The 25701-nt window shown below is 44.1% G+C and carries 22 protein-coding genes, 1 tRNA gene and 4 pseudogenes; 12 read left to right on the forward strand and 15 right to left on the reverse strand.

The window, feature by feature from the left end; all coding sequences use genetic code 11:
- Positions 1-5 precede the first annotated feature (5 nt).
- From AAC852_RS19720 to tesA, 4 genes and pseudogenes are all read right to left on the reverse strand, one after another.
- Positions 6-935, reverse strand: a complete 930-nt coding sequence (locus AAC852_RS19720; protein WP_340622460.1) for an SPFH domain-containing protein — start codon at positions 933-935, stop codon at positions 6-8.
- A gap of 45 nt (positions 936-980) precedes the next feature.
- Positions 981-1859 (reverse strand): co-chaperone YbbN, encoded by an 879-nt coding sequence (locus tag AAC852_RS19725; protein ID WP_340622461.1) that lies wholly within the window; start codon positions 1857-1859, stop codon positions 981-983.
- Between the two features lie 119 nt (positions 1860-1978).
- Positions 1979-2098 (reverse strand): annotated as a pseudogene (locus AAC852_RS19730) (SDR family NAD(P)-dependent oxidoreductase); the annotation flags it as partial.
- Between the two features lie 66 nt (positions 2099-2164).
- Entirely contained in the window at positions 2165-2797 is a 633-nt protein-coding gene (gene tesA, locus AAC852_RS19735; RefSeq protein WP_340622462.1) for a multifunctional acyl-CoA thioesterase I/protease I/lysophospholipase L1, read from the reverse strand.
- Between tesA and ybbA the strand changes: the two genes are divergently transcribed.
- Positions 2768-3454, forward strand: a complete 687-nt coding sequence (gene ybbA, locus AAC852_RS19740) for a putative ABC transporter ATP-binding protein YbbA (RefSeq protein WP_340622463.1) — start codon at positions 2768-2770, stop codon at positions 3452-3454. The two genes, tesA and ybbA, sit on opposite strands and share 30 nt — an antisense overlap.
- A complete protein-coding gene (ybbP, locus tag AAC852_RS19745) occupies positions 3451-5883 on the forward strand; it encodes a putative ABC transporter permease subunit YbbP (protein ID WP_340622464.1) in 2433 nt (810 codons plus the stop codon). The genes ybbA and ybbP overlap by 4 nt, the downstream gene beginning before the upstream one ends.
- Positions 5884-6059: 176 nt before the next feature.
- Here ybbP and AAC852_RS19750 read toward each other — a convergent pair whose 3' ends face one another.
- The 3 genes from AAC852_RS19750 to AAC852_RS19760 all read right to left on the reverse strand — a co-directional run bounded on the left by AAC852_RS19750 (position 6060) and on the right by AAC852_RS19760 (position 9230).
- A complete protein-coding gene (locus AAC852_RS19750) occupies positions 6060-7031 on the reverse strand; it encodes an LLM class flavin-dependent oxidoreductase (RefSeq protein ID WP_340622465.1) in 972 nt (323 codons plus the stop codon).
- 94 nt (positions 7032-7125) lie between these two features.
- Entirely contained in the window at positions 7126-8364 is a 1239-nt protein-coding gene (locus tag AAC852_RS19755; protein WP_340622466.1) for an MFS transporter, read from the reverse strand.
- Positions 8365-8417: 53 nt separating this feature from the next.
- Positions 8418-9230: an outer membrane protein OmpK gene (locus tag AAC852_RS19760; RefSeq protein WP_340622467.1), complete on the reverse strand. Its 813-nt coding sequence runs from the start codon at positions 9228-9230 to the stop codon at positions 8418-8420.
- A 69-nt stretch (positions 9231-9299) separates the two neighbouring features.
- Here AAC852_RS19760 and AAC852_RS19765 point away from each other — a divergent pair, with 69 nt between their 5' ends.
- Entirely contained in the window at positions 9300-9617 is a 318-nt protein-coding gene (locus AAC852_RS19765; RefSeq protein ID WP_340622479.1) for a riboflavin synthase, read from the forward strand.
- Between the two features lie 60 nt (positions 9618-9677).
- Here AAC852_RS19765 and purK read toward each other — a convergent pair whose 3' ends face one another.
- From purK to ppiB, 4 genes are all read right to left on the reverse strand, one after another.
- A complete protein-coding gene (gene purK, locus AAC852_RS19770; protein WP_340622468.1) occupies positions 9678-10745 on the reverse strand; it encodes a 5-(carboxyamino)imidazole ribonucleotide synthase in 1068 nt (355 codons plus the stop codon).
- A complete protein-coding gene (purE, locus tag AAC852_RS19775) occupies positions 10742-11305 on the reverse strand; it encodes a 5-(carboxyamino)imidazole ribonucleotide mutase (RefSeq protein WP_340622469.1) in 564 nt (187 codons plus the stop codon). The genes purK and purE overlap by 4 nt, the downstream gene beginning before the upstream one ends.
- Positions 11306-11449: 144 nt before the next feature.
- Positions 11450-12172 carry a UDP-2,3-diacylglucosamine diphosphatase gene (gene lpxH / locus AAC852_RS19780; protein ID WP_340622470.1) on the reverse strand — a complete coding sequence of 241 codons (723 nt, stop codon included), beginning with the start codon at positions 12170-12172 and terminating at the stop codon, positions 11450-11452.
- Between the two features lie 41 nt (positions 12173-12213).
- Positions 12214-12708: a peptidylprolyl isomerase B gene (ppiB, locus tag AAC852_RS19785; protein WP_340622471.1), complete on the reverse strand. Its 495-nt coding sequence runs from the start codon at positions 12706-12708 to the stop codon at positions 12214-12216.
- A gap of 282 nt (positions 12709-12990) precedes the next feature.
- On the opposite strand from ppiB, the gene cysS reads away from it, so the two are divergent.
- Positions 12991-14373 (forward strand): cysteine--tRNA ligase, encoded by a 1383-nt coding sequence (gene cysS / locus AAC852_RS19790; RefSeq protein WP_340622472.1) that lies wholly within the window; start codon positions 12991-12993, stop codon positions 14371-14373.
- Positions 14374-14529: 156 nt separating this feature from the next.
- Here cysS and sra read toward each other — a convergent pair whose 3' ends face one another.
- From sra to folD, 3 genes are all read right to left on the reverse strand, one after another.
- Complete coding sequence (gene sra / locus AAC852_RS19795) at positions 14530-14766, reverse strand: stationary-phase-induced ribosome-associated protein (protein ID WP_340622473.1); 237 nt, start codon at positions 14764-14766, stop codon at positions 14530-14532.
- 244 nt (positions 14767-15010) lie between these two features.
- On the reverse strand, positions 15011-15223 hold the full coding sequence (ybcJ, locus tag AAC852_RS19800) for a ribosome-associated protein YbcJ (RefSeq protein WP_340622474.1): 213 nt from the start codon (positions 15221-15223) through the stop codon (positions 15011-15013).
- Complete coding sequence (gene folD, locus AAC852_RS19805; protein WP_047682571.1) at positions 15223-16098, reverse strand: bifunctional methylenetetrahydrofolate dehydrogenase/methenyltetrahydrofolate cyclohydrolase FolD; 876 nt, start codon at positions 16096-16098, stop codon at positions 15223-15225. Before folD ends, ybcJ begins: the two co-directional genes overlap by 1 nt.
- Before the next feature lie 181 nt (positions 16099-16279).
- On the opposite strand from folD, the gene AAC852_RS19810 reads away from it, so the two are divergent.
- From AAC852_RS19810 to AAC852_RS19820, 3 genes and pseudogenes are all read left to right on the forward strand, one after another.
- Positions 16280-16356: transfer RNA gene (locus AAC852_RS19810), tRNA-Arg, on the forward strand.
- A 70-nt stretch (positions 16357-16426) separates the two neighbouring features.
- Positions 16427-17635 (forward strand): annotated as a pseudogene (locus AAC852_RS19815) (tyrosine-type recombinase/integrase); the annotation flags it as partial.
- A 216-nt stretch (positions 17636-17851) separates the two neighbouring features.
- Positions 17852-18058 (forward strand): helix-turn-helix transcriptional regulator, encoded by a 207-nt coding sequence (locus AAC852_RS19820; RefSeq protein ID WP_340622475.1) that lies wholly within the window; start codon positions 17852-17854, stop codon positions 18056-18058.
- A gap of 48 nt (positions 18059-18106) precedes the next feature.
- Here AAC852_RS19820 and AAC852_RS19825 read toward each other — a convergent pair whose 3' ends face one another.
- Positions 18107-18928, reverse strand: coding sequence for an IS982 family transposase (locus AAC852_RS19825; protein ID WP_422824326.1), 822 nt, complete (start codon positions 18926-18928; stop codon positions 18107-18109).
- Positions 18929-19114: 186 nt separating this feature from the next.
- Between AAC852_RS19825 and AAC852_RS19830 the strand changes: the two are divergent.
- The 5 genes and pseudogenes from AAC852_RS19830 (at position 19115) to AAC852_RS19850 (ending at position 25382) form a co-directional block, all read left to right on the forward strand.
- A pseudogene (locus AAC852_RS19830) lies at positions 19115-21457 on the forward strand (toprim domain-containing protein).
- A gap of 648 nt (positions 21458-22105) precedes the next feature.
- On the forward strand, positions 22106-24118 hold the full coding sequence (locus AAC852_RS19835) for a type VI secretion system Vgr family protein (protein ID WP_340619650.1): 2013 nt from the start codon (positions 22106-22108) through the stop codon (positions 24116-24118).
- A complete protein-coding gene (locus AAC852_RS19840; RefSeq protein ID WP_047685625.1) occupies positions 24115-24945 on the forward strand; it encodes a DUF4123 domain-containing protein in 831 nt (276 codons plus the stop codon). Before AAC852_RS19835 ends, AAC852_RS19840 begins: the two co-directional genes overlap by 4 nt.
- Positions 24946-24965: 20 nt before the next feature.
- Positions 24966-25233, forward strand: a pseudogene (locus tag AAC852_RS19845) (type VI secretion system PAAR protein).
- Positions 25234-25247: 14 nt separating this feature from the next.
- The gene (locus AAC852_RS19850) at positions 25248-25382 is read left to right on the forward strand and encodes a hypothetical protein (protein ID WP_340622477.1); all 135 of its coding nucleotides are present in this window, start codon (positions 25248-25250) and stop codon (positions 25380-25382) included.
- Positions 25383-25701: the final 319 nt, after the last annotated feature.

The raw sequence follows: 25701 nt of genomic DNA on the forward strand, positions 1-25701 counted from the left end.
AGCCGTTATTTATCCTGCTTGCTCTTCTTACTTTCATTGATCAACTCAGCAATGCCTCCTACTGCGCCCATCAGATTGCTGGCATCCAGCGGCATCATGATCACTTTGCTGTTATCTGCTGCGCCGATACTGGTCAGGGCATCGGTATATTTCTGAGCGACGAAGTAGTTAATCGCCTGCATGTTACCGTCGGCAATAGCGTCAGAGACCATTTTGGTTGCCCGTGCTTCGGCTTCTGCGGCACGTTCACGGGCTTCCGCTTGCAAGAACGCTGATTGACGTTCACCTTCAGCTTTCAGGATCTGAGACTGTTTTTCACCTTCAGCTTTCAAAATGGCGGCCTGACGAATACCTTCTGCTTCAAGAATATCTGCACGTTTGGTACGTTCAGCTTTCATCTGAGCATTCATTGCTGAGATCAATTCCTTAGGTGGACGTACATCGCGGATCTCAATACGGGTGATCTTCACCCCCCACGGGTTAGTGGCTTCATCAACGATTGTCAGCAAACGGCTATTGATTAAATCGCGCTGAGACAACATTTCATCCAGTTCCATTGAACCTAGAACAGTACGGAAGTTAGTCATGGTCAGGTTAATAATCGACAGTTCAAGATTGCTGACTTCATAGGCAGCACGTACCGGGTCAACAACCTGAATAAAGCAGACGGCATCAATGGTGACATTGGCGTTATCGCGGGAAATGACTTCTTGCGATGGGATATCCAATACTTGCTCCATCATATTGATTCTACGACCAATACGATCAATAAATGGTATCAGGATATGCAGCCCCGGTGTCAATGTGCGGGTATAGCGGCCGAAACGTTCTACTGTCCACTGATATCCTTGTGGAACGGTTTTTACACAAGTAAAGACGATGACAACCGCAATAATGATCAGAATGGGGACAGCCCCAAGAGAGAGTAAATCCATAATAATTCCTCTATTAATGAATCATGGAATACAAAAAATCTCTGATTAATAGAGTAAGGAGTATACTTGACGACGATATTTAGATGCCAGTACATCTCCGGCTCCGAGTGCAGAGATAATATCCATCAACGTTTTTTTCACTTCGCCATTGCCAGCAGAGAGATCTTTTTTCAGGAAACCTAACAGCAGTTCAAGGGCTTCTTCATTACGTCCGACTTCATGTAATTTAGATGCCAATTGAATCGCAAGTTCTGCATTTTCTGGCTGTGTTGCCATTTCTTGCAGAAGTTTTTGAATTTCAGGTGAATCAGCAGCTTGTTTATGTGATTCAATGGCCATCAGCAAATCATGATAACGCTGATCCTGATTTTCCAATGGAATAGTTTCCAGTATCTTTTGGGCGTCTTCTAACTGATTGAGTGAAATATGGACTTCAGCCAAGGATAAACCCAGTTCAATATCCTGCGGATCTGCCTGGTATGCTTCTTTCAGTAAAGGTAAGGCTTCCAGATTTTTGCCTTCAGCAAGCAATTCACTTGCTTGTTCCAACGGTGATTTTTCATGTTGCTGCAAAATTTGGGCAAACATTTTTCTGATGTTTTCGTCAGTTTGTAACCCTTCAAAACCATGAACAGGGCGAGCTTCACGAACAAAAAGCACTGTTGGTACGGTACGTACACCAAATTGTGCAGAAATATGACCTAATTGATCGCAATTGACCTTAGCCAGAATAAATTGCCCCGCATATTCATGTGCGAGCTTATCAAGAGTCGCTTCTAACTCGTGACAATGGAGATCTTGTGGTGACCAAAAATAGAATACCACAAGCTGATTTAAGGACTGCTGAACAGTGGGAGCAATATTAGATTCGTTGATGTGAACAATCTGAGCCGTGTTGCTGTTAGTATTCATTGTCGATTCCATGGGATTCTCTCTTTAAGTTCGTTATCAGGCAATTGTCCCCTTTCACTTTGCAAATATATGAATGGGTATATATGAACAATAGATAGGGATGACCTATGTCTTTTTCAATCTCAGTTATGTGCCAAATCCGCAGACGTGCTATAAGCGGCCAGGACACGATAACCGCGTTGATCAAGGGCTTTGGCGGCGGTTAATCCGATACCGCTGGAACAGCCAGTAATAAGAACTGCTTTTTGCATAACTTTACCTGTTAAATTACATCAGCTTACTGGAATAAATGATTTACTATTAATTAATGAATATTTTTACTTATGGGTGATATATGCTGAAAGTTTGTTGGACATCCAATCAGCAATAAAAGGTTGTGCGAATTGATTGGGATGCAGGCCATCATCTTGCATCCATTCTGGCTTGATAGCAACGTGCTCCATAAAAAATGGCAATAAAGGGATTTGATTGTGTTTTGATAAGGAAGGGTAAATTTTGGCAAAAGATTCGGTGTAGCGTTTTCCATAATTCGGCGAAATATAAATTTGCATCAATAATGGTTTAGCGTTGGCTTGTTTTACCAAAGTAATGATTTTTTGCAGATCTTGTTCTATTTGCTGGACCGGAAAACCACGTAATCCATTGTTCGCTCCGAGTTCGATCAGAACCCATTTAGGATTGTGTTGTTTCAGTAACTCAGGCAGACGTTCAAGCCCCTGTGCTGCGGTATTACCGCTGATACTGCCATTAATGATGGTTATTTTATTACCGGATTGCTGCCATTTTTTTGCCATTAGGGTGGGCCATGACTGCTCAATGGGCAGGCGATAGCCAGCACTGAGACTATCTCCCAATATAAGTAGAGTATCAGCCGCCACTGCTCTGGCACTGCATAGCACCAACAAGAAAAGGAAAAGTACATGGCTGTAGAAAGTATTCTTGAAGTTCATAATCTCGTTAAACATGTTGGCCAAGGGGAACAGGTAATTAATATATTGCAAGGTGTTGAGCTACTTGTCGAGCCAGCACAGACAATTGCATTAATCGGTGAGTCAGGCTCAGGGAAATCCACTTTGTTAGGCATTATTGCTGGTTTGGATGATGGCAGTTCAGGGGAAGTGCATTTGCTGGGACAGCATATCAGCCGTATGGACGAAGAACAGCGGGCACAATTACGGGCAGAAAATGTGGGTTTTGTTTTCCAATCGTTTATGTTGATCCCCACTCTGAATGCGTTAGAAAACGTTCAGCTACCGGCACTTTTGCGGGGAGAATCCGAGAACTATAGTCGCCAGCAGGCTATCGAATTACTCGAACAGTTAGGATTGGGAAAACGGCTAAAACACATGCCAGCCCAACTTTCGGGCGGAGAACAGCAACGGGTTGCATTGGCCAGAGCATTTAGTACTCGTCCAAAAATCCTATTTGCGGATGAACCAACGGGTAATCTCGATCGCCAAACCGGTGACCGTATCGCAGATCTGCTTTTTTCGCTTAACCATGATTATGCTACGACACTGATTCTGGTGACACATGATAACCAGCTTGCAGCCCGTTGCCAGCGTCGTTTACGTCTGGTGGATGGAAAATTACGGGAGGAAGTATGATCTGGCGCTGGTTTTGGCGTGAATGGCGTACCCCATCGCTATTGATTGTCTGGTTGTCTCTGACATTAGCGGTAGCATGTGTATTAGCATTGGGGCGTATTGGTGATCGTATTGATCAGAGTGTTCATTATCAGAGCCGTGATTTTCTGGCAGGCGATCTGGTATTACGTGCATCGTACCCTGTTGATGGCTCCTGGTTAAAGCTGGCTCAGGAAAAAGGACTGATATTAAGCCGTCAAATCTCATTTTCTACCATGACTTATGCAGGAGATATCCCGCAACTGGCTCAGGTTAAAGCAAGCGATGAACATTACCCATTGTATGGTGAACTGGAAACTTATCCAAAGGGATTAAAGCCAGAGAAAGGTTCTGTACTAGTCGCTCCTCGTTTACTGGCACTATTGAATATTAAAGTCGGGGATAGCCTGGACGTTGGTGATACCACATTGAAAATCAGTGGTGAACTGTTGCAAGAGCCGGATAGTGGTTTTAATCCATTCCAACTTTCTCCCCGTATTTTAATCAATATTGATGATGCCAGAGCGACAGGCGCAATTCAGCCGGGAAGCCGTTTGACTTACCGTTATATGTTTGCGGGTTCGCCAGAGGCAGTTCAATCATTCCAGCAACTGATCGATCCACAATTAAAAGCGGATCAGCGTTGGTTGACACTAAAACAGGATAATGGTGCGTTGGCACAATCCATCGAACGTGCACAGCAATTCTTGTTATTGTCGGCATTACTGACATTATTGCTGGCCGTGGCGGCGGTCGCCGTTTCCATGACTCACTATTGCCGTAGCCGGCACAATCTGGTTGCGATCCTGAAAACACTGGGAGCAGGGCGTTGGGCGTTGCGTCAGTGGATCATTGGGCAGTGGTTGGTGATATTGCTTGCAGCTACGATTGTCGGCTCCATTCTGGGGTTGGTTTTTGAATCGCTATTGATTCGGGTATTGGCCGCTATGCTACCTAAGATGTTACCGGAAGCAGGGATGTGGCCGTGGGTATGGGCGATCGGAGCGCTGTTTGGTATTGCTTTGCTGGTAGGCATTCGGCCCTACCGCCAACTAATGGCAACTCAGCCATCAAGAGTATTACGCAGCGATGTCACCGCGTCTATCTGGCCATTACGTTATTATCTGCCTGCGGTCGCACTGCTGATTACTGGTGGATTAGTCTTATTGGCGGGAACTGAGCCACTGTTATGGTCATTGCTGGCAGGGATACCAATTGTTGCATTGTTATTAGGCATATTGGGCTGGAGTGGTTTGTGGTTGCTGCGCCGGATCACATTTCGCCAGTTGAGCCTGCGTCTGGCGGTCAGCCGACTGTTGTGCCGCCCATTCCAGACGATGACACAATTAGCCTCATTTTCACTTTCCTTCATGTTGTTGGCACTGCTTGTCGTGGTGAGAGGAGATTTACTGGGTCAATGGCAGCAACAGTTGCCACCAGATAGCCCGAATTATTTTCTGATTAACATGACTCAGCCGCAAATTGCTCAGGTAAATGATTTATTGGCAAATTATAAAGTGGAGCCGACGGAATACTATCCTGTGGTGTTGGCACGTTTAACAGAAATTAATGGACAGTCGGCAATTGAATGGGCTGATGAAAAGCACCCCAAAAGTACAACAGTACGTCGTGAACTCAATTTAACATGGAAAAAAGAATTACCGCCGTTTAATACCCTTGTGGAAGGAAGTTGGCCACCGAAACCCAACGAAGTTTCAATGGAACAAGGCGTTGCAGAGCAGTTACAGATTAAGGTTGGAGATAAATTGACTTTCACCGGGGACACCCGAACTTTTGCGGTGACAGTCAGCAGCATTCGTAAAGTGGATTGGGAAAGCCTGCATCCGAACTTTTTCTTTATTTTTGCCAAAGAAACATTGGAGCACCAACCGCAAACATGGTTGACCAGTTTCCATTATGAGGGGAATGGAAGATTGTTAACGGAACTGAATCGTCATTTTCCAACAATCAGTATGTTGGATATTGGCTCTATGATTAAGCAGATACAAGGTATTTTGCAGCAAGTCAGTCGGGCGTTGGAAATTATGGTTGTGTTGGTGATGGCTTGTGGTGGATTACTTTTACTGGCACAGATTCAGGTTGGCATGAACCAACGACAGCTTGAACTGGTAGTTTATCGAACATTGGGCGCCAGTAAGAAACTGTTGCGTCGTACATTGTGGAGCGAATTTGCCTTGCTTGGTTTTATGGCAGGTTTGGCTGCGGCATTTGGCGCCGAAATTGCACTTTGGTTGTTGCAGACGAAAGTGTTTGATTTTCCGTGGCAACCGCAGTGGCTGATGTGGTTTTTGTTGCCGATTATCAGCAGCCTGTTGCTTTCATTGTGTGGTGGTTGGTTGGGTGTCCGGCTATTGCGCAAACAAGGGCAATATCGACGTTTACCAGAATAACGTTTGTCAGAATAAATAGCGCCTTAGTTGTGCCTGGGAAGCTCTGGAATCAAGGCTTCCCATGTTTATAACCGTGTATTTTTCAAAGTAACATCAGCCAAATTCAGCCTTTAATTTCGGCAGGATTTGATCGCCGAATATTTTCAATCCCTCAATATAATCAGGAAATATCAACATTACCCCATCCAATTCACAAGTACGCAGTAAATCCGACAGTTGCTTACAGCAATATCGGCTGTTCCGATAGCGGTATGAGTCAAAAAAGCATTTTGAGATCTTTCTACCATCGCATTACTTTTTCCGTCCACATCAACACCAAAACTGTGCATCATATTTCTGACTGCCTCTACATACAAACCCTGACGATAGCATTGAGCAAGGGTTTCGGCATAAGCATCACTTTCAGCACAAATGATTGTACACATGCAGAATGTTTTGGTTGTGGTGTTGTATTCTGAGGCAATGCGTTTGGCGCTTAAACTGATCCTGCGGGTCTCTGCTTCATCTTTACCGCCAATGAAACAGACATCGGTATGGCGTACACTGAAACGCAGACCGTGTTCGGATTGTCCGGCACAAACTAAATAAGGGCGAGGGCGTGAAAGAGGTTTGGGTTCGGAGACACACTGTTTCAGATTGAAATACGTTCCTTGATAATCAACGTGTTTTTCGCGCCAAAGCCGTTTTATCAACAGTGTCCATTCCTCTGTCATAGCATAACGTTGATCGTGATCCAATTTACTGTCCCATTCCCCCATCTGTTCAAATTCATCGCGAAATGAGCCAGAGACAATATTCAGCCCGGCGCGTCCTTGACTGATATGATTCAAAGTAGCGATCATTTTGGCCGTCACCGCCGGATTGTGCAGACCAGCATAAACCGTAGCGATCAACTTGGCGCGATGAGTGACTTCAGCGATGCCAGCCATCATGGTGACAGATTCGAGTGAACTGCCCCAATGATCAGTTTCACCGCCAAAACCGCGCCATTTACCCATGGACATAATGAAATCAAGGCCGATTTGATCGGCAAGAATAGCTGCTTCACGGTTTTGTTTATAAGATGCATCCAATAGCGGCGTGTTTTGGGAAATAATCCACCCACCTTTAGCAATAGGCAGAAATACACCGAACTCTTTCTTTGTCATCACTACTTCCTTATTTGTGTGCTGTTTCAGGGGATAGTAATCATTATTTAGCGAATTTCGTCAGTGAGCTTCTCATTTTCAACTAAATCGTCTGTCATTTTTTGGCTGGGGGTTTCATCATCAGTGTTACAACTAACACGACAAATACAGGGATAGCAATGATGAGAAAAGCCCATGTAAAACTCCCGGAGTAATCTTTTATGGCACCGGCAAAGAAAGGTGCCAGACATGCCAGAGTCGAAATCAGGTTCATGATCGAGAAGAGTTCCAGATAAGGCTTACGGCCAAAATAATTGGCGAGCAGAACACTGGAAGCGAGGAAAGTCATACCATAACCCATGCCGACAAACAGAGTGAAGGCAATCAGGAATAGCCAGGAAGAGGCGATACTCAAGGCGATTAAGCCAAGAATAATGATAGCCAGACTGCCAATCAGCAGTTTTTTCGGATCGAGCCACTCTCCTATGGCACCACTGGCTAATCTTGAAAAAGCATTGATGAAAGCCATAGAACTCAGTAACCCTGCGGCAATTGCTTCACTGAAACCATTTTCGATAATGTGGGCGACGGCAAAGCTATTCACCGTAATACCACACCACAGAAACGCTGTATAAGTTGCGGCAATGACATAAAATTGCCAGGTGCGCAGTGCTTGTCGGGCTGTCCAGAACTGCTTGGTACGATAGATACTAGGGGGATTTTCGCTGTTGTGCTTTTGATTGACTGCTTTAGCATGGGCTATTTCCCGCTCTCCTTCCTGAAGAGTAAGAATGGTCAGAATAACAAAAACAGCCAGAACGACGGCAGAGATCATCCAATGCATTCGCCACGTTCCCCAGACACGAGTTGCCAGGAAATAGATCCACGGGCCAATCACGCCTCCCAGTCCTCCTATCGTAAAATAGAAACCGAAAGCAAGGGACTGTTTTTCATATAATCGTGAAATAACATAGGTGCCGGGCACGGTTGCCAGAAAGGTAAACCCGACCCCAATTAAAGCCGTTCCGATGAAATACGATGAAATAGTATGCGTGTGGTAAAGGCTGTAGAAACCCGCCAGAAAAATCAGTAGGCCAATAAATAGCGTGAAGCGAACGCCAATTTTGCGAATGCACACTGTTGGCAGGAAACTGGATAGCCCGCACGTCAGGCCAAGCAGAGTGAAACCCAAACCAGCATCAGTCCAACTCCAGTCCAGCTCGTTTATCATGCTGGGCAGGACAACACCCAATGACGTAAAGGTTGTTGCTGTGGACAGAAAATAGACCATGCCTAGAAGTATCAGCAAAAACCACTGATAAGTACGCCCGAATTTGTCGTGTTGAATGGACATTGTGACCCCATTAAGGAATAAACCATTAAAAACGGCACTATTTTAAGTGCTTATTAAAAAAAGCTGTATCGAATAAACACGCCATAGCTAAATTGGTTTGTGCGAAAGTAAGGCGTATCTTTTATTTTGTACTTATTTTTAACTGGATTGATGACAATACCTGTCCACAAATGACCGGATTGATACCCCAACTTTTTCCCTAGGTCATAATGTAACTCTGGTTTGAAATCAAACATCTCTGGATTATCTCGCCGTCCCAGTGTGTAGTCGAACGTACCTACAATGCGGAAATCTCCCAGCCGATTCCTGAAAGGAATACCATAGTCGATGTGGATGCGTTGATCTTTCCAGCTCCCTTTAGCATTGTTTTCAAAATAAAAAATGGTACGTAACCAACTGAATCCCTCTACCTGCCAATCCAGGCTGATACCGGGGAAATAGTCATATTTTACGTTTTTGGTTTTGGCAATCCATTGAGCAAACAGCACATCTTTCAATGGACCATAGGAAAAGTCATATCCTGTAATTTTGCTGGCACTGAGTCTGGGCACAAATTTATAGTAATAGGAACTTTTATCGCCTTTATAATCATTTTGCAGTGAATTTTGCCAAATACTGTAGACATACATATCACCGATTTTGTAATCACCGAAGGCTTCGACGATAGGAGAGAGGGTTTTATCAGGGGCAATTTTATTTTCGAGTTGGAAGTAAAGGCTGGTATCGATCGATTGAAAATTGACGAAGTTACTGGCTTGCACAGATGACGAAAAAAGAAAACATAAGGAAATGACAGATAAACCGATACTTGTTGCTGCCATTGATTTGAATGTATTGTTGATTCCCTGCTTCCTTAGAAATGGCACTTAATTTCTCCTCGCTATTTTATGGGGGATTAGGCGAATTCCTCTTTATCCTTTAACTTAATACCATATATTTATGGACATGTAGAAGGGATGGCTGAAGTAGTAGAATTTACTGCAACAGGAGAAATTTATCGGTTGGTTATTCGGATACCTCAAGACAATATTAAATATTTTTTCCTGAAAGGTTTTATTGGATTACATGGTTGTAGTTTAACCATCAACGGCATTGATGAAGAAAATAAGACAATTGCCTTAGATTTGATCCCAGAAACATTAAGAATGACCAATCTCAGCAAGATTAAGGTTGGTGATTTCCTCAATTATGAAATAGATCAAACGACAAGAACCATTGTGGATACACTATCCAGAACGTTATTAAAGAAATAGCTTGTTACAGTTGACATAAGAAGTGGTAATTTATTTAAAATTATCACTTCCTACGGTTTTTTAGTTTAATTTATCTTGTGCCCATTTTAGGCCAGTTTGGTACTCTTCAGGTAATAAGGCGCTTAATGTTTGTAATGCAGCTCTTAATATATCTCTGTCAGAATGAACCAGATTCAGATGCCCTACCTTACGCACTGAGCGAACTTCCTTATCATACCAATGTAAACAAACGAGGGGTAAGCTGAGCCATTCAGGGTTTATTTCTGTACCGATCAGATTGACCATCACTGAAGGAGCCAATATTTCCGGTTGAGGCATAGGTAAATCCAGAATCGCTCGCAGGTGAAGCTCAAACTGACTGATGGAAGCGCCATTTTGTGTCCAGTGACCGCTATTGTGTACCCGTGGTGCCAGCTCATTAATCAGCAAATCATTACCAACAATAAAGCACTCCATTGCCATGACACCAATATAATTCAGATGATCCATGATGATGGACAGCATTTTTTCTGCTTGTTGTTGTAATTGATGATGTGCATTTGGCAAGGCAACACTTGTACGTAAGATACCTTCCTGATGTAGATTATGGGTCAGTGGATAAAATACCGATTTACCCTGAGCGTTACGGGCACCAACCAGTGAAACTTCCCCTGAAAATGGAATACCTTGCTCCACAATACATTCACCGTAAATTTCGGGCGGCAATGCAGCTTCATCACCCGGTCGGATACGCCATTGACCCCGGCCATCATAACCTCCTGTACGGCGTTTAACGATAATGAAATCACCTAACTCGTTAAACAACTGCGGCCATTGGCTGGTATCAGCTAATAACTTCCACGGAGCTGTCGCTAACCCAAGATTATCCAGGAGTTGCTTTTGTGGTAGGCGATCAGCCAGTTGAGGAAAAATATCACGGTTAATAAAAGCATTGTGGTGAGCGAGTTCACGGGTTAAGTCTGTCTCAGGCCAACGTTCAATTTCAGCGGTGATGATACTGCTCTGATAGGGAACAGATTCTGGTTCAGCATTCAGCCCAATCGGATAGACTGCTATTCCCAATGGTTCACCGGCTTGACGTAGCATTCTGCCTAACTGACCATTTCCCAATACACAAACGGGCTTCATGCATCCTCCCGTGGATCTGGGTTATCCAAAACATCCTGAGTTTGTGCCTGACGCCAATCTGACAGACGTTGGAATAGGGCATCATCATGTAATGCTAATACCTGAGCCGCCAACAATGCTGCATTTGCTGCTCCCGCTTTGCCGATAGCTAGCGTACCAACTGGTATGCCTTTTGGCATTTGGACGATGGAGTAGAGACTATCAACACCACTCAGAGCAGCACTCTGCACAGGGACACCCAATACAGGAACTAAGGTCTTAGCTGCCAGCATTCCCGGCAGATGAGCTGCGCCACCTGCACCCGCAATAATTACATCGAAACCGTTTGTTTTCGCCTGTTCGGCAAAATGGAAAAGTTTATCGGGTGTTCGGTGCGCCGAAACAATTTCAACATGGAAAGGAATATCAAGGGAAGTTAAAACATCGGCTGCATGTTGCATTGTTGCCCAGTCACTCTTTGACCCCATGACAATAGCAATTTTGGCATGATGTGGCCTATTTGCTGTAAAGGTAACCGTTGTTGTGGAAATAGCTTTTTGGGGATCAGGGCTTGCCGTCATAAATCAGATGCTCCTGTATTGGATGTCCACCAGAACCAATATCAAAATAATATTGTAAGGCGGCGGATCATATCATGCGAATTGCATAAGGAAAACGTTTGCGTTGCTTGATTTACCGATTTTTCTAGAAAAAGATCAGAGAATTCAAAAAGGGAAAAATATCAGTTCAATAGATGCCTCTGTCACTTTAAACATTGAACCTTGATTATGCCAGGCTCCTAATACACCACGATGCACGGTTTTACCGTTGATTTGGATATCATGGATCGCTGGACGATGAGTATGTCCGTGGATCATCCAATCAACCTGATATTGGTTAAAATGTTCAATAACAGTCTGTTGGTTGACATCCATGATTGATTCGGATTTCTGCCTATTAGCATATTGGCTTCCGGCCCGCATTTTGGCTGCAATTTTTAGCCGAATAAACAAGGGAAGAAGTAAAAACAGCCGCTGGATCCAAGGGGTATGTACTCGTTTACGATATTGTTGATAACCTGCGTCATCAGTGCAGAGTGTATCACCGTGCAAGATCAGAATACGTTTACCGTATAATTCCAATATCTTTTCTTGCGGCAGCAGAATCAAGCCACTCTCTTTGGCAAACCGGGAACTTAACAAAAAATCACGGTTACCATGAAGAAAATAGCACGAAACTCCTTTTTGTCTCAGTGTATTAAGTGCCTGGGCTATTTCAGTATGCAGAGGATTGGGATCATCATCGCCAATCCAGTAATCAAAAAAATCACCGAGGATATACAGTCTTTCGGCATGAATTGCATCCTCACGTAAAAAACGCAGAAAACCGGCAGTAATTGCCGGTTCTTGTTCACTGAGGTGCAAGTCTGCAATAAACAGTGTACTCATGTAACGATTAACTATTCTCTAACTGGATATTGTATAAATAATTATTCGCTGACAGTAACACGTTCAATGATCACATCTTCGTGTGGTACATCTTGGTGCATACCGCTGCGGCCAGTGGAAACACCTTTGATTTTATCAACTACATCCATACCTTCCACAACTTCAGCAAATACACAGTAACCCCAACCGTCTGGGCGTTCTGAGCGGAAATTCAGGAAATCATTATCAACAACGTTGATGAAAAATTGAGCTGTTGCAGAATGTGGATCATTGGTACGTGCCATTGCGATAGTACCACGACTATTCTTCAGGCCATTATTGGCTTCGTTCTGGATAGGGGATTGAGTCGTTTTTTGCTTCATACCAGGTTCAAAACCACCACCTTGAATCATGAAGCCATTGATGACGCGGTGAAAAATAGTGTTGTCATAGAAGCCTTCACGGCAGTAATTCAAGAAATTTTTAACAGTTACAGGCGCTTTTTCGGCGAAAGTATTAATTACGATATCGCCGAAATTGGTATGAAAAGTCACCATAATAGAAATCCTAATAATAGTTTTGATTGACCCTAATATTCTAGGGTGTTCGGAACAAGGGCTTTTATACCATATCTGTGATCTTGAGTCAGTACTCTGCAATCTCATGTGAACAAGGCAGATCGCAGTGCTTGCAAAGCTCACCATATCAGGGTGAAATAGCCGACTTGGCTTTTCATATTATAGTTTATTTATATATCTGATAAGGAAGCCTATAATCAGCGGATTTGTTCGCTTTTGTTTTTTATTACACGTACATCAATTTTTACGGAAAATCCACCGATGCTAAAAATTTTCAATACTCTCAGTCGCCAAAAAGAAGAATTTAAGCCGATCCATAAAGGGAAAGTGGGCATGTACGTGTGTGGCATCACCATTTATGATCTGTGTCATATTGGTCATGGCAGAACCTTTGTTGCTTTTGACGTCATTTCCCGTTACCTGCGTTATTTAGGCTATGATTTGACCTATGTTCGTAATGTTACGGATATAGATGACAAAATTATCAAGCGTGCTATTGAAAATAATGAAAGTTGTGAAGCGCTGACTACACGTATGTTGAATGAGATGCACAGCGATTTTGATGCACTGAATATTCTGCGTCCAGATTCAGAGCCACGTGCAACTCGGCATATCCCTGAAATTATTGAATTCACCGAGCAGTTAATTAAACGTGGTCATGCTTACGTTGCAGATAATGGTGATGTGATGTTCTCCATTGATACCAATCCTGATTATGGGCTGCTTTCTCGCCAGGATTTGGAGCAATTGCAGGCGGGGGCGCGTGTTGAAGTTGCTGATGTAAAACGTAATCCAATGGATTTTGTGCTGTGGAAAATGTCCAAATCGGGTGAACCTAGCTGGGAATCTCCATGGGGTTCAGGTCGTCCGGGTTGGCACATTGAATGTTCTGCTATGAATGCCAAACAGTTAGGTCATCATTTTGATATTCATGGCGGTGGCTCAGATTTAATGTTCCCGCATCATGAAAATGAGATAGCACAATCTACCTGTGCTCATGAAGGCCCTTATGTGAACTATTGGATGCATTCTGGCATGGTGATGGTGGATAAAGAGAAGATGTCCAAATCTCTGAACAACTTCTTTACTATTCGTGATGTGCTGGAATATTACGATGCTGAGACTGTGCGTTATTTTCTGATGTCTGGTCACTATCGCAGCCAGTTGAACTATACAGAAGAGAATCTGAAACAGGCTCGTACTGCACTTGAGCGTCTGTATACTTCTTTGCGTGGTACAGATAAATCTGCTCAGCCTGCTGGTGGTGAAATTTTTGAGTCTCGTTTTGTGGAAGCGATGAATGATGATTTCAACACGCCGGAAGCCTATTCCGTGATGTTTGACATGGCTCGCGAGATCAACCGCCTGAAAGCAGATGATATGGCTGCGGCAAATGGTTTGGCGGCTGAGCTACGTAAACTGGCGGCTATTCTGGGTCTTCTGGAGCAAGATCCTGAACAGTTCCTGCAAAGTGGTGTTCATGTGGATGATAACGTTGCCCAAATCGAAGCGCTGATTAAACAGCGCAACGATGCTCGTAAAAACAAAGAGTGGGCTTTGGCTGATGCCGCGCGTGACCAGCTTAATGCAATGGGTATCGAACTGGAGGATGGCCCACAGGGCACAACATGGCGCCGTAAGTAAAGGATTTTCCTGAGCCGAAGATATACCAAAACCGCCCCATATGTAGGCGGTTTGTTTTATTACAGCAATATATTATGTAATGTTTTAATCACAGTAATGTTTATAGTGATATTATTTTTTATAGCCAAACTTATTTGATAAATAGAAAAGACTATTTTATTGATTCGTATTTAAATATTTAGGATAGAACGCACTTCCAGAGTGATAAGTGACTTTTCCTGAAGAAGTATCTCGTTTTATAGAAATAAAAGAAGAATGACTCAGATGTTCTGGTATTTGATGTTTACTATCACTGGAATCAAGATTTAGAAGAGAAATAGTCACTCTGCGTTTAGAATTACTTAACTTATGAGACATACCCAACAACCTTCTTGCAGCTCTATTACTAAACATAATCAACTCCTTTTCAGTTGTAAGTGAGTCTCTCAGTATAGCAACTTATTAGAAAACCAAAATATTGTCGGCATAATTGTTTATTAAGATATCGTTAATGTCACATATCTTGTAGAAAAAACCAGATAAATTTGTATTAAGAAAATGAAATCTATTTATAAATAAAAAACTGCACCTTAAATGCGTAAAGAATATAAGGTACAGTTTTTCCGAAGGACATTACCGGAGACTCAAAGCTAGTGAGCTACCCTTCAACGCGCACAGATTCACCGTTAAAAGTAACAACTTTCCCGGCGACGATTTTGCAGCGTTTGCGGGTTTCCACCTGAGAATCAACTTCTACTAAACCCTCTGCAATCATAGCCTTCGCAGCAGCACCACTTTCACACCACCCTTGAAACTTCAGCAGATCACACAGTTCTACATAAGGGTGACGATCTAAATAAAAAATTTCCATCAGTATCCTTCAGTTGTATCTACATCATGGTATTCCTCGCATGCTTGCAAGGTATTTTGAATTAATGTGGCAACTGTCATCGGGCCAACACCACCCGGCACAGGAGAAATCCAACTTGCGCATTCAGATGCCTTATCGAAATCGACATCTCCAATGACTTTACCATTTTCCAGACGGTTGATGCCGACATCAATCACAATTGCGCCGGGTTTAATCCATTCACCAGGAATGAAGTTGGGTTTACCAACAGCCACAACTAACAAATCGGCCTGTTCAACATGCTGGCGCAGATTCTTGGTAAAACGATGCGTTACTGTTGTGGTACAGCCTGCTAACAGTAATTCAAGGCTCATTGGACGCCCGACAATATTGGAAGCACCAATGATAACGGCATTCAGCCCATAGGTATTGATATTACAGCGCTCCAGTAACGTCACAATACCTCGTGGAGTACAAGGGCGCAGCTTTGGTGCACGTTGACACAATCGACCAATATTGTAAGGGTGAAACCCATCGACATCTTTATCAGGATGAATACGTTCCAGTACCTTGACATTATCAATACCGGCGGGGAGGGGAAGTTGAACTAAGATACCGTCGATTTCTGGATCTTTGTTCAGGTTATCTATCAGGGTGAGTAATTCGGCTTCGCTGGTGGTGTCTGGTAAGTCATAAGAACGGGAAGTAAAACCAACTTCCTCACAAGCACGGCGTTTGCTCGCGACATAAATCTGGGAGGCGGGATTTTCTCCTACTAAAACGACGGCAAGTCCGGGGGCACGTTTTCCAGCAGCAACACGCTGCCTGACTTTTTCTGCTACTTCATTTCTGATTGTCTGCGCAATCGTTTTCCCATCAATAATTTTTGCTGACATATATTTAAGATTCCATCATCGAGTATAGGAACAGGAGCTATTTTGTCAGAACATGAACCGCCTGTCAGTTATTAATAATTAATCATAAAATGAACATATAAGCTAAAAGGTCATTGACTCAAGCCATTATGCCCGTATAATCCACCCCTGCATTAATAGTGCTCCTTATTCACATCCTAATGCGCCCTTAGCTCAGCTGGATAGAGCAACGGCCTTCTAAGCCGTAGGTCACAGGTTCGAATCCTGTAGGGCGTACCATCCTTTAATATCTTAACGTCTTCCTAAGTCTACAAAATCCCATTAAATACATAGTATTGTCCTTTTTTAGCTAACAGCCCGACAGGTGGACACTGCAAAGCCGAAAGAAAAACCCTACAAACTTGCAGATGGTGGCGGACTATATCTATTGATTAACCCTAATGGCTCTCGTTATTGGCGGTTAAAGTACCGGATCGCAGGTAAAGAAAAATTGCTCGCATTAGGGGTATATCCTGAAATCTCCCTTGCCGAAGCTCGAACCAAGAGAAATGATGCGCGGCGGACGCTATCGGATGGTAATGATCCGATAGAAGAAAAGAGAGCAGAAAAAGCAGCTAAAGTATTTGCGGTCAGCAATAGTTTTGAATCCATCGCTATTGAGTGGCATGAGTATAAGCGCCCAAACTGGTCAAAAGGCTATGCCGAAGACATTCTGGAATATCTGAAAAAAGACATCTTTCCGTATATTGGTAAACGTGCTGTTACCGAGATTAAACCTGCTGAAATGCTGGCTGTGCTCCGAAAAATGGAGCAACGCGGTGTTTTGGATAAACTGAAGAAAACTAGACAGGCCTGTCGGCAAATCTTCACCTATGCCGTTATTACCGGACGGGCAGAGTTCAATCCCGTTACTGATCTTGCCAGCGCACTTAAAGCCCCCAAGCAAAAACACTTCCCACACCTTTTAGCCGACCAGATGAATGATTTCCTCATCGCCTTGAGTGGTTATAGTGGAAGTCTGGTCACTCAATCAGCAACACGTATGCTGATGCTGACCGGAGTACGCACCATTGAGCTGAGAGAATCGGAATGGACTGAATTCGATTTCGATAACGATCTCTGGCAAATCCCTGCCGAACGAATGAAAATGCGCCGCCCTCACATCGTCCCACTATCAAATCAGGTTAAAGCCATTCTTATTAAACTGCATTCTATTACAGGGCGAGGGAAATACGTTTTCCCCGGCCGTAATGATGCGGGTAAACCGATGAGTGAGGCTGCTATCAATCAGGTTATTAAGCGCATTGGTTATGATGGACGGGCAACAGGCCACGGCTTTCGCCATACCATGAGTACCATCCTGCACGAGCAAGGCTATAACACAGCTTGGATTGAAACCCAACTTGCTCATGTTGACAAGAACAGCATCCGTGGTACTTACAACCACGCTCAATATCTGGATGGTCGCCGGGAAATGCTGCAATGGTATGCGGATCATATGGAGATGCTGGAACGAGGCGAAAATGTGCTGATTGGAAAATTTGGCAAAAGGGCGTAAATATATGATTGTTTTTTGCGCAAGTGTGCTCGTGGCACACGAGATTGTTTTTTATACATAATGCCAATTAAAAGCCAAAATTTCCTGAAAAAATAAATTCAACAAATTGGAAAAACAATTAACGCTGTTCATTTAGTCTTGCTTTTTAAATAATCCGCCTGTCATCAAACAACGTCCACGATGAGCGCTCAAGGACTCGGTAACAGGAGAAAAAATATGACAATGACAGCACCGAAGGAAAACCTTATTCGTTTGCCGGCAGTTCAACGCAGAACGGGTTATAGCAAAGCGTGGATCTATAAACTGATTAGTGCTGGAGAGTTTCCTAAACAGGTCAAACTTGGTTCTCGCTCAATCGCCTTTGTTGAATCAGAAATTGATAACTGGATTGCGCAGCGGATCGCGGAATCACGAGCGGCATAACATAGAAAAGAACATGGCATAAGAAACGTAATATAACCCCAATTCCGCTTAAGCTATTACTGAAATATCTTCTTCTGAGTAGAAAATTTTCAGTGATGGCTTTTTCTCTTTAAGGCAGTAAGCAATCAATCCCGTTAAAATGGTTAACAAAAAACCGGTTATACTTCGGTGACGAGAATGTTCTAATTGAGAGCCGTTTTTTAATTGTCCATTAATCGTTTCAATGATAAAACGCTTTTTAAGCATAACCTTATCCCACTCAGCCAGTGCAAGCGCTTTCATGTTGCGGCGCTTTTTCGTGATAAAGGTGATATCCGTTTTAGCTAAATCATCCGCCAATTCCTGACTCAGATATCCTTTGTCGCCGTAAAGAGAACCCGTGAGATCTTTTGATAATTCGCGTACAGGCTCCCTATCATCCACATTACCCGGGGTCACTTTAAGCGCTAAAATTTCGCCCAGATGGTTAATAATCAGGTGTAATTTGAACCCATAGAACCATCCCATTGAGGTTTTTCCGCGTTGCGCTATGCCCTGAAAGACCTTATGACGAGGAATACGGATGTTATGACAAACGCGCAAACTCGTGGAGTCGATAAAAGCAATGCCTGTCGGTTTTCCTTTTAATTGAGTCAGATAACTGGATAAGGGGACCAAAACGGACGGGGCAACGCTGATAAAACGGGTATAACTGAGCAAGGAGGGGAAGTCGCGGTGATGGTATTGCCAGATATGCTCCAAATAAAAGTTTTTAAAATCACGGTAATGCGACCGCTGAAAGAGGATTAAAATTGTCATGATTTCACTGGGATACATGCGGCCTTGTCTGCGGCGCAGGCGGTATCCGTTATCGAGACAAAACTGCGGAATTCAGGTTAATATAAAAACAACGCCCCAGAGTGCGGTAACACATCTGAGGCGTCTGACCACAACGTAAAGGAGACTTACGATATGGCTGATACACAGTCTAACCAAACTCACCCTAAATTTACATCTTCAGATATCACAGGTAACCAAAAACCGCTTGACCTGATCCAGACCGTGAAAAAATCCGCTATGTATCATTGGGAAAACCTATTGCCTGCCTGTGGCATCGATATCCCAGCGAAGGGCAAACATAGTGCTTGCCCTGTCTGCGGTGGCACCGACCGTTTTCACTTTATTGATGATCACCATCATGGCAACTGGCATTGCCGCCAATGTGATTATCCAAACTATGGTGATGGACTGGATTTAGTGGCAAGAACCAAAGGAGTTTCCATCACTGAGGCAGCAAAAATCATTGCAGGCGTACTGGCATTGCCTTTGCCAGAACCCAAGCCCGCCAGAGAAACCATTCAAATCACGCAGTCAATTTCAATTGCTGAAAAAGTGGCGGCACTGATGGCGCAAACTGTTGTAGGGCAATCTCCTTATCTGGTTGCAAAAGGGCCAGATTTTCCTAATCAGCGGCTATTGCTCAATAATTCGACTTTGTTGGCACTGACAACACTGGATAAAAAAGTAACAGGTGCACAGATCATCAAACCCAATGGAGAGAAAAAACTACTGTCTGGCAGCCAGAAAAAAGGGGCGTTTATTTCTGTCTCAGAGCTGGAAGAACATCCTAACACGGTGATCATTACCGAAGGTTACGCTACGGCACTGACGGTTAACCAGCTCTATAAAGGTATTGTTTTGGCGGCGCTGGATGCGGGCAATTTACTTTCTGTCTCCAAAGCGGTTCGGGAACGCTGGTCGGACACGAAAATTATTATTGCAGCAGATAACGACTGGCATCATCCCGATGAACTGGATAAGAACGGCAAACCAAAAGTGAATATCGGCAAGATTTCATCAGAAAAAGCCGCTCTTGCGGTGAATGGTTGGGTGACGTTACCACCGACTGAGAACAAAGCTGATTGGGACGATTACCGTCAGCAAAACGGTGTGGACATGGCAAGACAAGCCTTTGCTCAGGGGCTTTATCAACCTACAGCAACCAAGAAAAAAGCAGCCACTCAGCCCAATGATGCTGAGCCTTCCAAGCTCACATTATGCCAGATGGGAGCCAGCCAGCGCGGGGAAGTATTACTGGCACGTTATGACGGTGATTTAGCATTGGATGGCGCTTCGGAAACCGTGCATCACTATGATGGTATTGTCTGGCGTCCGGTCAGTGACCGTGATTTAAAGCGGGAAATGGTGGCAGCCTTTATGGAAGAAAAATTGCCATACTCGCCGCATGGTATTAGCTCTGCGGTGGATGCCCTTAAATTACAGCTTCCCATGATGCAGCAACCAAAGCGCCACTTAATCGGGTTCAGTAATGGCGTGTTTGACCTGAAAGCCTGCCAGTTCCGGCCTCATCGCAAACATGACTGGTTGCTATTGGCGAATGATGTTGCGTTTAATTCCCCTGTTTCTGGGGAAACCCTGCAAGATTATGCGCCTCAGTTCTGGCTCTGGCTCAATCGGGCAACAGCCAACTGTGAGAACAAAGTTTGATCGGGTACTGGCGGCACTGTTTATGGTGCTGGCGAACCGTTATGACTGGCAGCTTTTTCTGGAAATCACCGGTGCCGGAGGCAGTGGCAAAAGCATCTTTGCTGAAATTTGTTCAATGCTGGCAGGCAAAGGCAACACTGTTTCTGCCAGTATGGCCGCACTGGAAAACCCACGGGAACGGGCGCTGATTGTGGGATATTCGTTGATTATCCTGCCAGACCAGACCCGTTATGTGGGTGATGGCTCCGGTATCAAAGCCATTACAGGCGGGGATGAAGTGGCTATCGACCCGAAGCATAAACAACCCTATTCAACCCGTATTCCTGCCGTGGTGTTGGCGGTAAACAATAATGCCATGAGTTTCAGTGATCGTAGTGGCGGTGTATCGCGGCGTCGGGTGATTTTCAACTTTTCCGAAGTTGTACCGGAAAATGAACGAGATCCACTTCTGCGGGATAAAATCGTGCAACAGAATTGCCTGTGATTATCCGGCATCTGCTGCATCGGTTTGCTGACCCACAAGTTGCAAGGCGTTTACTGGCAGCGCAACAGAAATCAGAAGAAGCGCTGGATATCAAACGTGGCACCGATCCGCTGGTCGATTTCTGCGGCTACCTGATTGCGTCTAATGAAACTGACGGCCTGTTAATCGGTAATGCGGAGATTATGCCGTTCAATCCTCGTAAGTACCTTTATCACGCTTACCTTGCTTATATGAAAGGCAATAACCTGAATAAACCTGTTTCCGTAACCCGTTTTGGCATGGATATGCCGGGCGCACTGGCGGAGTACAGCCAGCATTACCTGCGCAAAAAAAGCAAATACGGCATTCGTAGCAATCTGAGCCTGAATATTGATACCGCCATTGAGTGGCTGCCAAAACTGACAAGTCATAACCTGGCAGAAGAATAATTTTTTCTTTATTGATGATAATTTTCAAAGAAATATAAAAAAGTGTTCACTACTGTTCACTTTATAATTTAAACCAGATATATCAACACATTATAGGGTGAATAGTTATTTTTAAACTGTTCATAACTCTTCAACCCTGTTCACCTTTTTCAGATTGAAGGTGAACGGTTGGATGAAGAGTAGTGATGAGTTTGATTTCAAGTTATCACCATTTAACAACATGAATTTAAATGAAAATATTAATAGGTGAATAGGGTGAACAGTTTTATCCCTAATTCTTTAATAGGGTGGCTTAGATAAAAAGGCTTTTCTGGCTGGCATAGTGTTTTTCAAAATCTCTGGTTTGTCTGGTTAATGTATTAGCCGGACAAAACAGAGAAGACAAGCGTAGCGCGTCAGTGTGATTTGAATCTGTCGTACTAGGTGAAATTTAAAAGAGGTAATTATCTGATTTTGTTTAGTCAGAGAAGTTAATCACAATTTTCCTGATGTACTTTTATTCTTACTGGAACATATAAATAATTTTATTATATCCTGCACCCTTCTCAATAAACCTAAAATACATAATGGTCATTCTATTACTAAATTATTTTTACTATTCAGGTCGTAACTAAGGATTGATACACCCCAAAATTATGGAGAGTACAAATGAGCAGGGTAATGGATAAAATAAACCAACTACTTGATCGCTCAGGTTTAATATTTACACTGATTACGGAAAATTTACCTGAACAAACTTTCGCAGTTGTCGATTTTTCTCTGTATGAAGCGTTATCAACCCCTTTTCGGCTGGAAGCCACACTGACTTGCCATATTGCTGACATTAATTTTGCCGATGTTTTGGACAGAAATGCCGCTTTTGCCGTGCATCGCAATGGGCGAGTTGAACGGCAACTCACCGGCATGGTGACACATTTTTCACTGCAATCAACCGGACGCCATCTCAGCCACTACCATATCACCATTCAACCTTCTTTATGGCGCGCATCTTTACGGGTCAATAGCCGGATTTTCCAAAATCAGTCCGTGATGGATATTGTAGAAAGCCTGCTCAGAGAAAATGGGGTGCGTAATTTTTTCTTTGCGCTCGGTTACAAGCACCCACCACGAGAATTTTGTGTTCAGTACGATGAAAGCGATCTGGCCTTTATCCAGCGTTTACTGGCTGATGAGGGCATTTTTTACTACTTCACTTTCGATCAGGAACAGCACGAGCAACGCATTGTGTTTCACGACTCCTGCCTGTCTCTTAATCAGGTGATGACCGTCCCCTATCGCCCGGAACCCGATGTGACGGGTGAAACAACCTGTATCCGCCAGTTTAGCTGGTCAGAACGCGTGGGTGTGACCAATATCACGACCAAAGACAGAACGTTTAAAAACCCACGCTGGAACCGAGAATTCTGGTATGAAGGGCGCAATCTTGACAATCAGCGAAGACTGAACAGCTACCATTATTACGATTTTCCCAGCCGCTATAAAGATGATGAGTTAGGACAACGGGCAAGCCAGTATCGTCTGGAATACCTGCGCCGGGACACTCAGCTGGGTAACGGTCAGGGTGACTGTTTCGCCATGTGGCCGGGGCAGTTATTTAACCTGATGGATCACCCCAGAGCGGTTTTTAACGACCAGTGGCAGTTAATTCAGATAACCCACTCAGGTCAACAGCCACAAGCCGATGAAACCCAGTCAGGCGGTGGCGGTACGTGGCTGTCTAACCAATTTACCTTTACCACCCGAAAAAACTCTTACCGGCCTTCCCCCTACCCGAAGCCTCAAATGGCAGGTCCACACATTGCCACGGTTGTGGGGCCAGAGGGCGAAGAAATTTTCTGCGATGAACACGGGCGCGTCCGTATCCAGTTTGACTGGGACCGGTACGGTGAATTTAATGACCGCAGTTCTTGCTGGGTACGGGTCAGTCAGGCGTGGGCAGGGCAATTAATGGGCATGATTGCCATTCCCCGTATTGGTCATGAAGTATTAGTCGATTTTGTCCACGGCGATCCCGACCAGCCGATTATTGTCGGGCGGGCTTATCATGCCAACAATATTCCCCCAAACCGTCTGCCGATGGCGAAAACCCAGATGTCGATCCGTTCTAAAACCCACAAAGGAGAAGGGTTTAACGAATTACGTTTTGAAGATGAGAAAGATCGCGAAGAAGTCTTTATTCATGCTCAGAAAAACCTCGCCATTCAGGTGCGCAATTCACGCGGGGAACGCATTAACTATAACCGGACAACCAGCATCGGGCATGACGATGAATTGGTTATCGCCAATAACCGCAAGGTGACCGTAGAAGGTCAACAGGAGCATAAAACCACGGGCAATTATATTGAGCAGATTGACGGTGACCGCTCATTACAGCTCAAAGGCGATTTGGCTGAAAAAATTCAGGGGGTCGTCAGTGTGGATGCGCAGGGAGATTTGACATTACAAAGTGGCAGTAAGCTGACTTTGCGTGTCGGTGGGAGTTTTGTGGTGCTTCATGCTGGCGGCATCGATATTAAGGGTGCTGCCATTAATCTGAACTCCGGCGGTAGCCCCGGTGATTTATTGGCGCCTGCCAACCCTGCTATTTTGCTCGCGGCAGCCAGTGAAGGTTCAATGTTCGTCGCGCACTGTCCTCTGAAAGATAAGGAGAATCAGCAATGAGTCAGGAAAAACTCTACGCCATTATTGATGGGGCAGCAGAACCGGATTTGTTTTTAGCCTTAGAGCGTTACGATCCGCCTTCTGCCTGCCTTTATGGTGAACCGCTCCAGCCGGAACTGGTTAAAATCGCGCCCTATCTGGTACAGGTTACTGAAGAAGTTAAAATCTGGCTGGAATGCCGCAGAACGCCGTGGGGCATTTTCGTCCACAGCGAAGCCGATATGAAAACCGTGCGGCAACATTTACGCAAATACCTGCAAGTATTGCTACCTAAACAGGAAAAACCCGTTTTTTTTCGTTTTTACGATCCGCGTAATATCTGGGATTTTCTCGGCGTATTAAGTGACTGGGAGTTGCATTGCTTTTTGGGGCCAATTACTCGTGTTACAACACTTTATCTTGAAGAAGAACGCACGGATAACTTTGTTAAGGTGAGAGAACCTTTTCCCGTTGGTGCAACCAGCAAACGAAAAATGCTCGCTATCACAGAAATTCAGCTAGAGAAAATACAGGCCATGTTTACAGGACGGTATATTGAAAAATTAGCCGGATTCATTCCTGACTGGCTGGAAAAGGCTGATTTTGATTTTATCCCTCATATCGACACGGTGGAGTGCGCTCGGCAATTTTTTGACTGGTTTAGCGAAAATGGCATTACGGATGACCGTAATGTTCGTGGGCTGCTCCAACTTTTTATCATCCGGCATTATCTCACCATCGATGACCTGCCAGCAGCGTTATATGCCCAATTAACCGAATACAGCCGGCCAGGGCATATGCGGGCGGAAAGTGTATTAATTCAAGAAATGGGTCAGGTGCCTCTTTAACCAAAACAGGGAACAACAAGATGGGTAATGCAGTTAAAGTGGGTGATATTGGTACAAAGCACGGTAATTGTCCTGCAACCCCCGTTATTGCAGGCGCCAGTACCGTGAAAGTTGACGGAGTCTATCTCGCACGACAAGGTGACGCACTGGCTTCTCATTCGTCACACTCACGGAAGATCGCCGGCGGTTCCGGCTCTGTATTTATTGAAGGAAAACCTGCTGCGAACGGGCGATGCTGTTGATTGTGGCGGTATCGTAATTGGCAGTGGCAGTGTGAATATTGGTTAAGGAGAGGAGGTAAAATGACGTCAATAAAGGCCGGCTCTGCAATATGTGATTGTGACAACCCGGATGATTGCACCCACAAAATTAATGTTACATTGGGGGATAAAACGTTTAGTTATGAACAACTGCTTCCCTTCCCAGCTGTACTGTAAGTTAAGTGCCTTTAGTAAGGGGTGTATTTCTCACAATCCAAACTGCCCAATTGGAAATTTATCTGGTGAGGATGGGATGCCTATAGCGCAATTTTCGCCTAACAAACCGTATACTGGGGAGTTAGTCTATTCAAAGAAAATTGATGATTTTTCCCTCAAGGAAAACAGTCCGCTCGTTATTTTACAACGTTTTTTGAGCAGAGACTTAGCTCACATATAGAAGAAGAACGTTTTTATATCAGAGCAGACGAGTGCTCAGGAAAACCATTAATAGATAAAAAATACAAACTGGCAGATAAAATTTTAACCTCCACAATAG

It is taken from the genome of Xenorhabdus siamensis (genome assembly GCF_037996745.1).
Taxonomy (GTDB): domain Bacteria; phylum Pseudomonadota; class Gammaproteobacteria; order Enterobacterales; family Enterobacteriaceae; genus Xenorhabdus; species Xenorhabdus indica.

Bases quoted from the DNA above. Each gene is read 5' to 3' on its own strand.
- AAC852_RS19720 (WP_340622460.1), bottom strand. From the start codon at position 935: ATGGATTTACTCTCTCTTGGGGCTGTCCCCATTCTGATCATTATTGCG.
- AAC852_RS19725 (WP_340622461.1), bottom strand. From the start codon at position 1,859: ATGGAATCGACAATGAATACTAACAGCAACACGGCTCAGATTGTTCAC.
- ybbA (WP_340622463.1), top strand. From the start codon at position 2,768: ATGGCTGTAGAAAGTATTCTTGAAGTTCATAATCTCGTTAAACATGTT.
- tesA (WP_340622462.1), bottom strand. From the start codon at position 2,797: ATGAACTTCAAGAATACTTTCTACAGCCATGTACTTTTCCTTTTCTTG.
- ybbP (WP_340622464.1), top strand. From the start codon at position 3,451: ATGATCTGGCGCTGGTTTTGGCGTGAATGGCGTACCCCATCGCTATTG.
- AAC852_RS19750 (WP_340622465.1), bottom strand. From the start codon at position 7,031: ATGACAAAGAAAGAGTTCGGTGTATTTCTGCCTATTGCTAAAGGTGGG.
- AAC852_RS19755 (WP_340622466.1), bottom strand. From the start codon at position 8,364: ATGTCCATTCAACACGACAAATTCGGGCGTACTTATCAGTGGTTTTTG.
- purK (WP_340622468.1), bottom strand. From the start codon at position 10,745: ATGAAGCCCGTTTGTGTATTGGGAAATGGTCAGTTAGGCAGAATGCTA.
- purE (WP_340622469.1), bottom strand. From the start codon at position 11,305: ATGACGGCAAGCCCTGATCCCCAAAAAGCTATTTCCACAACAACGGTT.
- lpxH (WP_340622470.1), bottom strand. From the start codon at position 12,172: ATGAGTACACTGTTTATTGCAGACTTGCACCTCAGTGAACAAGAACCG.
- ppiB (WP_340622471.1), bottom strand. From the start codon at position 12,708: ATGGTGACTTTTCATACCAATTTCGGCGATATCGTAATTAATACTTTC.
- cysS (WP_340622472.1), top strand. From the start codon at position 12,991: ATGCTAAAAATTTTCAATACTCTCAGTCGCCAAAAAGAAGAATTTAAG.
- sra (WP_340622473.1), bottom strand. From the start codon at position 14,766: ATGTTTAGTAATAGAGCTGCAAGAAGGTTGTTGGGTATGTCTCATAAG.
- ybcJ (WP_340622474.1), bottom strand. From the start codon at position 15,223: ATGGAAATTTTTTATTTAGATCGTCACCCTTATGTAGAACTGTGTGAT.
- folD (WP_047682571.1), bottom strand. From the start codon at position 16,098: ATGTCAGCAAAAATTATTGATGGGAAAACGATTGCGCAGACAATCAGA.
- AAC852_RS19820 (WP_340622475.1), top strand. From the start codon at position 17,852: ATGACAATGACAGCACCGAAGGAAAACCTTATTCGTTTGCCGGCAGTT.
- AAC852_RS19835 (WP_340619650.1), top strand. From the start codon at position 22,106: ATGAGCAGGGTAATGGATAAAATAAACCAACTACTTGATCGCTCAGGT.
- AAC852_RS19840 (WP_047685625.1), top strand. From the start codon at position 24,115: ATGAGTCAGGAAAAACTCTACGCCATTATTGATGGGGCAGCAGAACCG.
- AAC852_RS19850 (WP_340622477.1), top strand. From the start codon at position 25,248: ATGACGTCAATAAAGGCCGGCTCTGCAATATGTGATTGTGACAACCCG.